The organism is Kribbella sp. NPDC058693 (assembly GCF_042715335.1).
Lineage (GTDB): Bacteria > Actinomycetota > Actinomycetes > Propionibacteriales > Kribbellaceae > Kribbella > Kribbella jiaozuonensis.
The window spans coordinates 586,966-598,563 of the sequence record NZ_JBHXSQ010000004.1 but is presented as its reverse complement, the minus strand read 5'-3'; the positions used below and the strand labels follow the sequence as shown (position 1 = coordinate 598,563).

The 11,598-nt window shown below is 67.4% G+C and carries 15 protein-coding genes; 7 read left to right on the top strand and 8 right to left on the bottom strand.

Annotated features, from left to right (window positions below; all coding sequences use genetic code 11):
- From ACFWUU_RS29170 to ACFWUU_RS29160, 3 genes are all read right to left on the bottom strand, one after another.
- Positions 1 to 537, bottom strand: a 537-nt coding sequence (locus ACFWUU_RS29170) for a hypothetical protein (protein WP_380180007.1), incomplete at its 3' end; no start/stop codon positions are given.
- Between the two features lie 137 nt (positions 538 to 674).
- Positions 675 to 1,703 (bottom strand): Rv2231c family pyridoxal phosphate-dependent protein CobC, encoded by a 1,029-nt coding sequence (gene cobC, locus ACFWUU_RS29165; protein WP_380180004.1) that lies wholly within the window; start codon positions 1,701 to 1,703, stop codon positions 675 to 677.
- Positions 1,704 to 1,761: 58 nt separating this feature from the next.
- Positions 1,762 to 2,553: a carbon-nitrogen hydrolase family protein gene (locus tag ACFWUU_RS29160; protein WP_380180002.1), complete on the bottom strand. Its 792-nt coding sequence runs from the start codon at positions 2,551 to 2,553 to the stop codon at positions 1,762 to 1,764.
- A gap of 41 nt (positions 2,554 to 2,594) precedes the next feature.
- On the opposite strand from ACFWUU_RS29160, the gene ACFWUU_RS29155 reads away from it, so the two are divergent.
- Genes ACFWUU_RS29155 through ACFWUU_RS29145 form a run of 3 tightly spaced genes read left to right on the top strand, consistent with a single transcriptional unit; the run spans position 2,595 to position 5,035 of the window.
- A complete protein-coding gene (locus ACFWUU_RS29155) occupies positions 2,595 to 3,134 on the top strand; it encodes a molybdenum cofactor guanylyltransferase (RefSeq protein ID WP_380180000.1) in 540 nt (179 codons plus the stop codon).
- Between the two features lie 16 nt (positions 3,135 to 3,150).
- Complete coding sequence (locus tag ACFWUU_RS29150) at positions 3,151 to 4,041, top strand: phosphotransferase family protein (protein ID WP_380179998.1); 891 nt, start codon at positions 3,151 to 3,153, stop codon at positions 4,039 to 4,041.
- A gap of 16 nt (positions 4,042 to 4,057) precedes the next feature.
- Positions 4,058 to 5,035, top strand: coding sequence for an NAD(P)H-quinone oxidoreductase (locus tag ACFWUU_RS29145; RefSeq protein ID WP_137255711.1), 978 nt, complete (start codon positions 4,058 to 4,060; stop codon positions 5,033 to 5,035).
- Here the strand turns inward: ACFWUU_RS29145 and ACFWUU_RS29140 are convergent.
- Entirely contained in the window at positions 5,009 to 5,425 is a 417-nt protein-coding gene (locus ACFWUU_RS29140; RefSeq protein WP_380179996.1) for a VOC family protein, read from the bottom strand. The genes ACFWUU_RS29145 and ACFWUU_RS29140 overlap by 27 nt on opposite strands.
- Positions 5,426 to 5,498: 73 nt before the next feature.
- Here ACFWUU_RS29140 and ACFWUU_RS29135 point away from each other — a divergent pair, with 73 nt between their 5' ends.
- A complete protein-coding gene (locus tag ACFWUU_RS29135; RefSeq protein ID WP_380179994.1) occupies positions 5,499 to 6,071 on the top strand; it encodes a TetR/AcrR family transcriptional regulator in 573 nt (190 codons plus the stop codon).
- On the opposite strand, the gene ACFWUU_RS29130 is transcribed toward ACFWUU_RS29135, so the two are convergent.
- Entirely contained in the window at positions 6,055 to 6,216 is a 162-nt protein-coding gene (locus ACFWUU_RS29130) for a hypothetical protein (RefSeq protein ID WP_380179992.1), read from the bottom strand. The two genes, ACFWUU_RS29135 and ACFWUU_RS29130, sit on opposite strands and share 17 nt — an antisense overlap.
- A gap of 25 nt (positions 6,217 to 6,241) precedes the next feature.
- Here ACFWUU_RS29130 and ACFWUU_RS29125 point away from each other — a divergent pair, with 25 nt between their 5' ends.
- On the top strand, positions 6,242 to 6,772 hold the full coding sequence (locus ACFWUU_RS29125; protein WP_380179990.1) for a CGNR zinc finger domain-containing protein: 531 nt from the start codon (positions 6,242 to 6,244) through the stop codon (positions 6,770 to 6,772).
- Positions 6,773 to 6,792: 20 nt separating this feature from the next.
- A complete protein-coding gene (locus ACFWUU_RS29120; protein ID WP_137255715.1) occupies positions 6,793 to 7,404 on the top strand; it encodes a bacterial proteasome activator family protein in 612 nt (203 codons plus the stop codon).
- 5 nt (positions 7,405 to 7,409) lie between these two features.
- On the opposite strand, the gene ACFWUU_RS29115 is transcribed toward ACFWUU_RS29120, so the two are convergent.
- A complete protein-coding gene (locus ACFWUU_RS29115) occupies positions 7,410 to 8,219 on the bottom strand; it encodes an HAD family hydrolase (protein WP_380179988.1) in 810 nt (269 codons plus the stop codon).
- 577 nt (positions 8,220 to 8,796) lie between these two features.
- Here ACFWUU_RS29115 and ACFWUU_RS29110 point away from each other — a divergent pair.
- Positions 8,797 to 9,354, top strand: a complete 558-nt coding sequence (locus tag ACFWUU_RS29110; RefSeq protein WP_233714819.1) for a WhiB family transcriptional regulator — start codon at positions 8,797 to 8,799, stop codon at positions 9,352 to 9,354.
- Between the two features lie 137 nt (positions 9,355 to 9,491).
- On the opposite strand, the gene ACFWUU_RS29105 is transcribed toward ACFWUU_RS29110, so the two are convergent.
- Both ACFWUU_RS29105 and serS read right to left on the bottom strand, forming a co-directional pair.
- The gene (locus ACFWUU_RS29105; protein ID WP_380179986.1) at positions 9,492 to 10,280 is read right to left on the bottom strand and encodes an HAD family hydrolase; all 789 of its coding nucleotides are present in this window, start codon (positions 10,278 to 10,280) and stop codon (positions 9,492 to 9,494) included.
- Entirely contained in the window at positions 10,277 to 11,551 is a 1,275-nt protein-coding gene (serS, locus tag ACFWUU_RS29100) for a serine--tRNA ligase (protein ID WP_137255719.1), read from the bottom strand. Before serS ends, ACFWUU_RS29105 begins: the two co-directional genes overlap by 4 nt.
- Between the last annotated feature and the right edge of the window lie 47 nt (positions 11,552 to 11,598).

Genomic DNA, 11,598 nt, shown 5'->3' with positions numbered 1-11,598 from the left:
CTCAGCGCCACCATCTGCGCCGCCGTCCGACGCACCCTCGTTCGCGCCGCCATCCGCGGTGCCCTCCCCATAACCACCGGAACCGCCGCCAGCGCCGTCACCAGCACCACCATCGGCGCCACCATCCGACGCACCCTGCGAAGCACCACCGTCAGCCGGACCCTCACCAACGCCACCAGCACCACCGTCAGCGCCACCATCCGACGCACCCTCATTCGCGCCGCCATCCGCGGTGCCCTCGCCATAACCACCGGAACCGCCGCCAGCGCCATCACCCGCACCACCATCGGCGCCACCATCCGACGCACCCTGCGAAGCACCACCGTCAGCCGGACCCTCGCCGACGCCACCAGCACCACCATCGGCGCCGCCGTCAGCCCCAGCATCGGAGGACGAGCTGTCGCCGTACCCACCGGACGTGTTGCCGCCCGCGCCGCCGTCGGCTCCACCATCGGTGCCGCCCGCGGTGGCACCCCCGTCGGCCAAGCCTTCGCCACCTTCGGACGAGGTGTTCATGTCGTCGTCGCTGAGACCCATTGTGCTGCTCCCTTCGCGAATGGCCAGAAAGATGCCCCGGACATCATCAACGGAGCACCCTGGCCATCTTGTGCGCAAAGTGGAGCCCGGCTAAACCCCCCGAGCGTTACAGCGGCAACTCGATTCAGCAGCAGAGTTCAGCGAAGAAGATCCGCGAGTACTTTCACAAACCCGTCGGTGACATCCTCCGGCCGTACGGCGATCCGCAACCAATCCGGCCCCAGACCAGGGAACGTATCCCCACGCCGGACCGCAAACCCCTGTGCACGCAGGGATTCCCGCACTTCCGCAGCCCCACGAACGTGGACCAGAACGAACGGTGCCGACGCCACGCCGTACGTCGAAAGGCCAGGCGCCGTACCCAGCTTGTCAAGCAAATGGACACGCTGCCTGGAAATGTCGAGCGCGGCCTGGGCCGCTTCGGCCACGGCACGCTCGTTGCTGCAGGCAATTGCCGCTGCGAGAGCAGGAGTGGACACCGGCCACTGCGGTTGAACGGCTGACAATTGCTCGATCAAACTCGGCGCCGCGAGCACATATCCGACCCGCAGCCCGGCAAGCCCCCAGGTCTTGGTCAGGCTGCGCACGACCACGAGCCCCGGGATGGACGCGCCGGCGAGCGACTCGGGCTCACCCGGTACCGCGTCCATGAACGCCTCGTCGACGACCAGGATCCGATCGGGCCGCGCCAGCTCGCGCAGCGTGTCGGCCGGGTGCAGCACCGACGTCGGGTTGGTCGGATTACCGATCACGACCAGATCCGCATCCCGGGGTACGGCGGACGGGTCCAGCACGAACCCGTCCTCAGGCCGCAGGATGACCCGGTCGACCAGGTGCCCGGCCGAACGCAGCGCCGCCTCGGGCTCGGTGAATTGTGGATGAACGACGACCGGATGCCGAGGCCGGAAGGCCCGCGCGATCAGCACGAACGCCTCCGCAGCGCCCGCGGTGAGCAGCACCCGATCCGGCGACACGGCATGACGTCGCGCGACCGCGTTGACGGCGACACCGGGCCGTGGGTACGCCGCGAGGTCCGTCAGGCTCGCCGTGATCGTTTCGACCAGCCACGGCGGCGGAGTACCCGCGCGGACATTGACGGCCAGGTCGACGAGACCCTCGCCGACCTCTAGATCACCGTGATGCTCCAGATCAAACGCATCCACCACGCCAGGAGGTTAACGTGTCAGTGACCGTTTCGGACCAGTCGGTCCGCGCACTGGGCGATCAGCGGGGCGTGACGGCGTACCGGCGGTTCTGCAGAGACGGGTTGCGTTTGCGTACGTCGGCCAGCCGCTCAGCCGTGATCTCAGCGAACGCATGTCCGTCCGACTCGCCCACGGACGCCAATTCGACGCCCTGCGGGTCCACGATCTGGCTGAGGCCGCAGTACTTCTTCCCGTTCTGCGCGGCGGCTGCGACGTAGCACGTGTTCTCCACCGCGCGTGCGGTGAGCAGAGTGGTCCAGTGGTGCTCTTTGAGCGGTCCGCGTACCCAGGCCGCCGGAACGACGAGTACCTCCGCTCCAGCGTCGATCAGCGCGCGGGAGAGCTCCGGGAAGCGCAGGTCGTAACAAGTCATCAGACCGAGCTTCCGGTCGCCCACCTGCACCACCACAGGGGCTACGTCGCCCGCAGTCAGCTGGTCGGACTCCTTGTACCCGAAGGCGTCGTAGAGGTGGATCTTGCGATAAGCGCCCAGCAGCGCCCCGTCCGCGCCGACAGCCAGCAGAGTGTTGTACGGACGGTGCTGGTCACAGCTGCGCTCGAACATGCCGGCCACGATCGCCACGCTGTGCTCGACCGCAGCCTTCCGCAGCGTCGCCACGAACTCGCCGTCGAGCGACTCGGCCGCCTCTGCCACCGACTCACCCTCGACAGCGAAGTCGGACATCATCGCCTCCGGCAGCACGACCAGATCAGGCCGTCCCTGCGCGGCGTCCGCGACCAGGCGACCGACCAGGTCCCGGTTGGCAGCCTTGTCGTAACCACTGGCGGTCTGCACCACAGCGATCCTCATCTCTCCATGGTGCCGCACAACCCGGGTGCGAGACTGCCTCCGTGGAGTTTGACGCGGTGGTGCTGGCTGGGGGCGGGTCCACTCGGTTCGGCGGGGTGGACAAGGCGATGTTGGTGCTCGACGGCATGACGTTGCTGGACCGGGTGCTGACGGCAACGGCAGGCGCGGCCAACACGACTGTGGTCGGGCCGGTGCGTACGACGTACCGCGAGGTCGGCTGGACCGTCGAGGATCCGCCAGCAGGCGGTCCGGTCGCGGGGCTCGCGGCCGGCCTCCAGCGAGGGGCCGCACCGATCGTCGTGGTCGTCAGCTGCGACCTGCCCTGGCTGACCGCAGCTGACGTCACCACGCTGGTCGACGGGCTGGCCGAGGCCGACGGGCACGGGCTGCGCGACTCCTCCGGACAGGAGCAGCAGCTCGCGACGGCGTACCGCAGGACGGCGCTGACAGATGCGATCCAGCGCGTCGGCGATCCCCGGGACAAGTCGGTACGCCGGACGCTCGCCGGCCTCGACCTGACCTGGACCGAACCAACCCGATCCGGCGACGACGTCGACACCTGGGCCGATCTGGACGACTGAAACAGACTGAAAATCGATGGACACGGCTCATAGCGTCGAGCCTGTGGATATCGCCCGCCTCGTGACCGAAGCCCGCCCCGGCACCGAGATCGTCGAGATCGTCGAGCGCACCGGCGGGCAGCTCAGCACCGTCTACGAAGTACGCACGGACACCGACCCGCTGATCGTGAAGGTCTACGCGCCGGAGTGGGCCTGGAAACAGGCGAAGGAAGTCCACGTCTACGGGATGCTGGAACAGGAGCTCAGCGGCTCGATCCCGCGAGTCCTGCACGTCGGTGACAGTGTCACGATCCTGACCAAGCTCGACGGGGTCCCGCTGTCGGAGCTCGAGCCGCCGGACTGGCGCACGATGTACACCCAGCTCGGCGAGCTGCTCGCCCGCATTCACAGCATCGGGCAGCCGGAGTACGGCTATCTGACCGACCGGATCCTCGATCCGCTGCCTGACAACGAGCAGTACATGGACCGCCAGTTCGCGAAGAAGCTGACCGAGTTCGAGCAGCTCGGCGGAGACGCGAAGCTACAGGCGAAGATCGCCGCGTACGTCGATCAGCACCGGCACCTCTTCGCCGATAACGAGGCCGCCGTCCTGTGCCACAACGACTTCCACGAAGGCAATGTGCTCGTGGATCCGGATACCTGGCGCGTCACCGGCTTCATCGACGTCGAGAACGCGATCGCCGCGGACCCGCTGATCGACATCGCGAAGACGATCCAGTACTCCGCGCACGACAACGCCGAGAAACTCGCCGGACTGACCGACGGGTACGGCGAGCTGCCGACGCACCGGACCGACCTCTACCGGCTCTACCACTCGCTCGAACTATGGGACTGGTTCCAGTCGATAGGCGAGACCACTTACCTCGACAGCATCGCCCGGGACATGGAGCAGCTCGTCGCAACCTGAGGGTAGGTTGTGGAACATGCGAGCTGTCGTTTGTGAGGGTGCCGGCGGAATCGAGGTCCTCCGGATCGGCGAGATCCCGGACCCGCAACCAGCCGTCGACGAGGTCGTCATCGACGTCGTCGCCGCGGGCGTGAACCGGGCCGACCTGATGCAGCGGCAGGGCTTCTACCCACCGCCACCCGGCGCCCCCGGCACGATCGGCCTCGAGGTGTCCGGCCGGATCTCCGCGGTCGGCGCCGAGGTCGAGGGCTGGTCCGTCGGCGACGAGTGCTGCGCGCTGCTGGCCGGCGGCGGGTACGCCGAGAAGGTCGCCGTACCCGCTCCGCAGGTGATGCCCGTGCCGGACGGCCTGGATCTGGTCAGCGCCGCCGCGCTGCCCGAGGTGGTCGCGACCGTCTGGTCGAACATCTTCATGACCGCGCACCTCAAGGCCGGCGAGACCCTGCTAGTACACGGCGGCTCGTCCGGGATCGGCTCGATGGCGATCCAGCTCGGGGTCGCGCACGGCGCGCGGGTGCTGACCACGGTCGGCAGCAAGGAGAAGATGGAGTTCTGCACCCGGCTCGGTGCGGACGTCGCCATCAACTACAAGGAAGCCGAGTGGGCCTCGGTCGTCCAGGAGGCGACCAAGAACGCCGGCGCCGACGTGATCCTCGACATCATGGGCGCGAAGTACCTGACCGACAACGTGAAGTCGATCGCGTACGACGGACGCCTGGTGGTGATCGGGATGCAGGGCGGCGCGAAGGGCGAACTCGACCTCGGCCGGCTGATGAGCCGCCGCGGCTCGATCATCGCCACCGGCCTGCGGTTCCGTTCGGTCGAGAACAAGGGCCAGATCCTCGCCGAGGTCGTCGGCCACGTCTGGCCGCTGATCGCGGCGAAGAAGGTCCGCCCGATCGTCCACACCACCTTCCCGCTCGCCGAGGTCGCCGAGGCGCACAGGACCCTCGAGCAGTCCACTCAGCTAGGCAAGGTTCTGCTGACTCTGTAGCCAAGCCGGGTCGGGCTCGACCAACTGGATGACGTCGATCCAGGTGCCGGCGGGGTCGCGGACGAAGAAGTGCCGCTGCCCGAAGACCTCGGTGACCGGCTGTGTCTCGAGCTGGACGCCGCCTTCGGTCAACTGCGCTGCGACCTTGTCCACGTCGTCGACGATGAAGCCGAAGACGGATCCGCTCTCCGTGAGCGCCGATACCGCTGCCGGGACGGTCGGGTGACCGCGCTCGCAGATCGCCAGCTCCCAGTCCGCCGTACCCCGGCGAAGCGTGATGAACCAGCCGAGGTCGATGCCGACCTGGAGGTCCAGGTACTGCGTGTAGAAGGCGGCGACGTCCGAAGGCCGGTCGGTGACCACGGTCGCGCCGAATGCCGCGGGTTGCATACGTTCTCCTGACTACTACAGCTGTCGTTGTTGTGTACGACAGTTGTAGTGGAACTTCTGCTAGCCTGTCAACGTGCCGCGAAATCCGGAACGCCGTACCCAGCTCGCCGACGCCGGCCTGGCCGTCCTCGCGGAGGCGGGCGCCCGGGGGCTCACCCATCGGGCCGTCGACGCTGCCGCGGGACTCCCTGCCGGTACGGCGTCCAACTACTTCAAGACCCGCGACGCCTTGCTCGGCGCGCTCGGGGAGCGGATCTTCGAGCGGCTCGCGCCGGATCCGGCCGTCCTCGAGCCGCTGGCCGAGCGCAAGCCGGATGTCGATCTGATGACCGACTACGTGCGTTACATCGTCGAGCGACTGCTCGGCCGTCCCGAACTCTCGCTCGCCCTCCTGGAGCTCCGCCTCGAAGCGGCCCGGCGACCCGGCCTGCACGAGATCCTGTCGCGGACCATCCGGCAGGGGTTCGACGCCGACGTCGCGTTCAACTCGAACGCAGGCCTGCCGGGCGGCGCCGAGGAGATTCGCCTGCTGCACTTCGCGATCGACGGCCTGGTCCTCGACCAACTGACCCCGGGCACCGGTCATCCGTACGACGTCGACGCGACCACTGCCCGCCTCGTCCGCCGCCTTACCGCGAAGGACTGATCGCGACCTCGGGGTACGCGACGGGGTACGGCGGTGTGCTGGTGATGCGCCATTGTCCGCAGGCACACCGCTGGTAGACGACCAGGCCCTCGCTGACCGGGTGGGACGAGACTGCACTCCAGCGATGCCGATGGGTTTCTGTCATGAACCCATCGTGATGTAATGGCATTATGCATCTCAACCCTTACGGCGCGGACGCCGTCCTGCTGGCGGTCAACCTGGTCACCCGGCCCGCGACCACGCCGGAGGATCTGGCCGAGCGATGCGAGGAGAACGGCGTCGACAGCCGGCTCGTGCGCGAGCGCCGCGTCACCGCCGCGGACCTGGCGGCCGTCAACGTCGCGATCGAGGAGTGGCTGCAGGTCGTCGACGCGGAGGACGAGCAGACCCGCGTGGATCTGGTCAACGCGATGCTCGCGAAGTACACCGAGCATCCGCGGCTGACCAACCACGCCGGCGACGGCTGGCACATGCATTACCGCCCGCACAACGTCCCGGTCGGTCGTCTGGTCGCGACACTCATCAGCACAGGTACGGCGCTGCACCTGGCCGGGCGCGGCATCACCCGACTCGGCCGCTGCGCCACCGAAGGCTGCGACAACGTGTACGCCGACCTGTCCCGCACCGGCCGCCAGCGCTACTGCAGCCCCACCTGCGCCAACCGCGACGCCGTACGCCGCCACCGCGCTCGCGCGTCATGAGGGCGTCCTAGGATGGGCAGATGACCGAGAGCAGCAGCGAGGGCCAGGGTGTTCCGATGGCCGGGGCGAGGACCGAGGACGGCAAGGTGCTGATCGTCGGGCCTGACGGCATGGCCGTCGAGGGGCCGCCGCGCTCCGACGACGATCACGACGACCGCGAGGACGAACCGCGCTCGGTGACCGAGCTGGTCGAGCAGCCGGCCAAGGTGATGCGGGTCGCCAACATGATCCGGCAGCTGCTGGAAGAGGTGAAGTCGGCACCGCTCGACGAAGCCTCCCGGGCGCGGCTGCGCTCGATCCACGAAGCGTCGATCAAGGAGCTCGAGAGCGGCCTGGCGCCGGAGCTTGTCGAGGAGCTGGAGCGACTCAGCCTCGACTTCACCGACGACAGCACGCCGACCGACGCCGAGCTGCGGATCGCGCAGGCGCAGCTGGTGGGCTGGCTCGAGGGCCTGTTCCACGGCATCCAGACGGCGTTGTTCGCGCAGCAGATGGCCGCACGCCAGCAGCTCGAGCAGATGCGTCGCGCACTGCCCGGCGGCCAGCAGCTGCCCGAGGGGCAGCCCGGCTTCCCCGGTGGACCGCAGGCCGGCAACACCGACGATCCGCGCAGTGGTGGGATGTATCTGTAGACGCCTTATTTCAAAGGCTGCAACAACTCCTCGAGGACGGCGGCGACGCCGTCCTCGTCGTTTGTGGGACACACTTTGTCCACCACCGCGAGTACTTCGGGATGTGCGTTCGCGACGCCGTACGACGTACCCGCCCAGGCAAGCATCGGCAGATCGTTGACGGAATCACCGAATGCGATCGTCTCAGCAGCCGAGATCCCTTGTTCTGCAGCGAAATCGGCGAGCATCGCTGCCTTCGAGACACCGGTCGCGGAAATCTCCACCAACCCGTGACCGCCGCTGTGGCTGGCCGTCACTCGTTGGCCGACCAACGGTGTCACGCGGGCCAGCAGTTCGTCGGAGTGCAGACTCGGATGCCGGACGAGCAGTTTTGCGGCCGGCTCCGAAAGTAGCTCCTCGACGGCCGCAACCAAGGTGTTGTCAGGTTTAGGCCAGCGATTGAGGTAGACTGGTTCCTGTCCGTAGCGGTCCGGTCGCTCGATCGCGAACTGCACGTCCGGGATCGCCGTACGGATCGCTTGTGCGACCTCGAGCGCGACCGCGGGATCGATCAATCGGGTCCGAATCGCCTTACGATGCAGGACGTCGTACAAAATAGCGCCGTTGGCAACTATCGCGATTCCGTGATCACCGACGAGATCGGACAGGTCGTGCAGCCAGCGAGGTGGCCTCGCGGTGACCATCACGAAAACACTTCCGGCGCGCTGCACGGCACGCACTGCTGTCAAGGTCCGGGCGGACACGGTTCCGTCACTGCGGACGAGCGTTCCGTCGAGATCGGTGGCTATCAGGCGGGGGTACTGCGAAGCCGTCACCAGGTCACCGTATCCTCGTGGCAGCCGGCGTCGCACTACTCCTCCCGACACCTCGGGCGCAAGCTATTGGACGTCGGTTTCAGCCCTTTTTGACTTATCTGATTGAGCTTTTGACAACGTCATCAGACCGTTACGGCAGGATGCTGCAAAGGCAGCAAGTTCCCCTGCGCGGCACGGTTGGCGCGTGATTTCATGCGTTGGGTCTGGTGGGGAACCGGCGGCTGTTCGGCCGCGTCCTAAGCCTGTTCTGGATCAGCGCGACTGATGCCGCCCCACCCCGGTAAGCACACACAAACGTCGAAGAACTGTTGTGGAATTGGCTGCAACCAAAACCTCGGCAGTGGCGTCAACAGTTATGGATCGGTGCGTCCCGCGCCCGGGACGACATGGTGGGCCGGCAACAAAGCGCGGGTCCATCAGCTAGCGGATCCGTGCGGACGAACGGTGTTCATCGTTCGTTCACTCGGGTCTTGATACTTGGGGAGCCTTGATGACCGTCAACAGCGCCAATCTAGCGGGGCCGGGGGGCAGTAGCTCCCGAGCGGCTGTCGACACATCTTCCATCAAGGAGGGGGCAATGACCGGCTGCATCGCCCGTTCCGACATCTTTCAGCACCGCCTGATGGAAGAGCCGCCGCCAGCGTCCGCAACCCGTCGTACTCGGGAGCGGTACGAACAGCTCGTCCGCGAGGCAAAGGCGTTGTGCGCGTCCTGCCCGCTCTTCACCGAATGCCTGTACAGCGCCGTCGCCGAGCACGATGTGAGCGGCTTCGTCGCCGGAACCACTGCTGTACAACGGCGTTCGATCCGCAACCTGCTCGACGTCGAGGTGCAGGCCGATGACTTCGACCAGCTCGCCGGTGCACGGGGCACGCGCCGGCCGGTGAGCCACGAAGAGGTCCTCCGGCTGCGCACGCAGTACCCGAACGACAGCCTGGAGTCACTGGCCATGCGGCTGGGCTGCTCGCTGTCGACGGTGAAGCGTCACCTGCGCCGTGCGCGGCGCGGTCAGAGCCCGGCAGCCAAGACGCCGCGGCCGCGGCCCGAGGTCGGCGCGGTGCTGGACGCGTTCGACACCGTCGTCGACCACCAGCAGTGCCAGCCACGCCGGACCGGCAGCACCCGGGTTGCTTGATCCGATACTCGGCCCGCCAGCGGACTATCGGACCGAAGGCCCGGAACTCCTGTACACACAGGGGTTCCGGGCCTTTCGGTTGCCTACAGCAAGTTGATCGTGTCAACCCTTTCGATTCTGACCGAAAAGGGTTGGTCTCAGAACCAGCGGTTGAGTATCGTGGCGACGCCGTCGTCCTGGACGGACTTGGTCACCTCATCGGCGGCCGACTTCACCTCGTCAGGAGCCGAGCCCATGGCTATACCGAGACCGGCGTACGTCAGCATCTCGATATCGTTGCGTCCGTCACCTATCGCCAGCAGACCGGACGGCTCCAGGTCGTACTGCGCGAGCGCGACCTTCAGCCCGGTCGACTTGTCGACGCCCTCCGGCGCGATGTCGAGCCAGGCGGTCCAGCCGACGAAGTAGCTGACGCCGTGCAGCCCGAGGCGTTCCGCCAGGTGGACGAAGTCACTCTCCGACTGGTCCGGGTCGCGGATGATCAACCGGGTCACCGGCTGCGGCGCGAGCTCGTCGTCGCCGACCACGCGGATCCTGGCCTCCCGACCGAGGTCGCCGTCCGGGAACGGCGCGGTCACCAAGTAGGTGCCGTCGGACTCCTCGACCGCCATCCGCGCGTTCGGTGCGTACTTGCGGACCGACGTGATCACCGTCGACGGATCGAAGGTCCGCTCGTCGACGACCTCACCGTCGGGGAACCGCATCGTCCGCGCACCGTTGCTACAGACAACGAACCCGCCGGTCGGCAGGCCGAGCCGCTCGGCCACCGGTCTGGTGGTCGACCAGGCCCGGCCCGTGGCCAGGATCACCGGCACCTGCGCCGCGGTACGCCGGACCGCGTCGAGGACCGCGGGCGACATCCCCTCGTCGTGATCGATCAGCGTGCCATCGATGTCCAGGGCAACTGCCGTCGGCTTTGCCCTCATTTACCGACCGGTTCGAGGACTTCGCGGCCGCCGACGTACGGCTGCAGGGCGGTCGGCACGCGGACCGAGCCGTCTTTGAGCTGGTGGGTCTCCAGGATCGCGACGATCCAGCGGGTGGTGGCCAGCGTCCCGTTCAGCGTCGCGACCGGCTGCGTCTTGCCGTCGGCGTCGCGGTGCCGGATGTTCAGCCGGCGCGCCTGGAAGTCCGTGCAGTTCGACGTCGAGGTCAGCTCGCGGTACCGGCCCTGCGTCGGCACCCACGCCTCACAGTCGAACTTCCGGTACGCCGAGACGCCGAGGTCACCTGTCGCGGTGTCGATCACCCGGTAGCTCAGCTCCATCTTGTCGAGCATCTCCTTCTCCCAGGCCAGCAGCCGCAGGTGCTCGTCGGCGGCGTCCTCGAGCCTGCAGTAGGAGAACATCTCGACCTTGTCGAACTGGTGGACGCGGATGATCCCGCGGGTGTCCTTCCCGTGCGACCCGGCTTCCTTGCGGTAGCACGACGACCAGCCGGCGTACCGGATCGGGCCGTCGCTCAGGTCGAGGATCTCGTCCATGTGGTACCCGGCGAGGGCGACCTCCGACGTACCGGTCAGGTACAGCTCGGGGTCCTCGAGCCGGTACACGTCGTCGTGCGCCGACAGGTACCCGGTGCCGCCCATCACCTCGGGCTTGACCAGCGTCGGCGTGATCATCGGGGTGAAGCCGTTCTCCACCGCCTGCTGGATCGCCAGCTGCAGCATGCCGAGCTGCAGCAGCATCCCGGCGCCCTTGAGGAAGTAGAACCGCGAGCCGCTGATCTTCGCGCCGCGCTCCATGTCGATCGCGCCCAGCAGCTCGCCCAGCTCGAGGTGGTCGCGGGGCTCGAAGCCCTCGGCGGCGAAGTCGCGCGGCTTGCCGACCTCCTCCACCACGACGAAATCGTCCTCGCCGCCGACCGGGGCCTCGTCGGAGACCAGGTTCGGCAGGGCCTTGGCGAGCTCGTCGAAGCGCTGCTCAGCCTCCTTGGCGGCAGCATCGTTGGCCTTCACGTCCGCGGCCACGGTCTTGGTCCGCTCCAGCAGGGCGGTCCGGTCGTCGCCCTTCGCCTGGGCGACCTGCTTGCCGAGCGACTTCTGCTCGGCCCGGAGCGCCTCGAAGGCGGAGATGGACGATCGACGCTCACTGTCGGCGACCAGGATCTGGTCGACCAGGTCCGTACTCTCACCGCGCTTGGTCAGGGCCGCGCGGACGACATCGGGGTTCTCACGGAGCAGTTTCGCGTCAATCACACCCTGAGGGTATCGGGGCGTGTCAGAACCGGCGAAGTCTATTCGGG

Bases quoted from the DNA above. Each gene is read 5' to 3' on its own strand.
- ACFWUU_RS29110 (WP_233714819.1), top strand. From the start codon at position 8,797: ATGACCGGCTGCATCGCCCGTTCCGACATCTTTCAGCACCGCCTGATG.
- ACFWUU_RS29140 (WP_380179996.1), bottom strand. From the start codon at position 5,425: ATGCAACCCGCGGCATTCGGCGCGACCGTGGTCACCGACCGGCCTTCG.
- ACFWUU_RS29120 (WP_137255715.1), top strand. From the start codon at position 6,793: ATGACCGAGAGCAGCAGCGAGGGCCAGGGTGTTCCGATGGCCGGGGCG.
- ACFWUU_RS29105 (WP_380179986.1), bottom strand. From the start codon at position 10,280: ATGAGGGCAAAGCCGACGGCAGTTGCCCTGGACATCGATGGCACGCTG.
- ACFWUU_RS29150 (WP_380179998.1), top strand. From the start codon at position 3,151: ATGGACACGGCTCATAGCGTCGAGCCTGTGGATATCGCCCGCCTCGTG.
- ACFWUU_RS29125 (WP_380179990.1), top strand. From the start codon at position 6,242: ATGCATCTCAACCCTTACGGCGCGGACGCCGTCCTGCTGGCGGTCAAC.
- ACFWUU_RS29160 (WP_380180002.1), bottom strand. From the start codon at position 2,553: ATGAGGATCGCTGTGGTGCAGACCGCCAGTGGTTACGACAAGGCTGCC.
- ACFWUU_RS29130 (WP_380179992.1), bottom strand. From the start codon at position 6,216: ATGACAGAAACCCATCGGCATCGCTGGAGTGCAGTCTCGTCCCACCCG.
- ACFWUU_RS29145 (WP_137255711.1), top strand. From the start codon at position 4,058: ATGCGAGCTGTCGTTTGTGAGGGTGCCGGCGGAATCGAGGTCCTCCGG.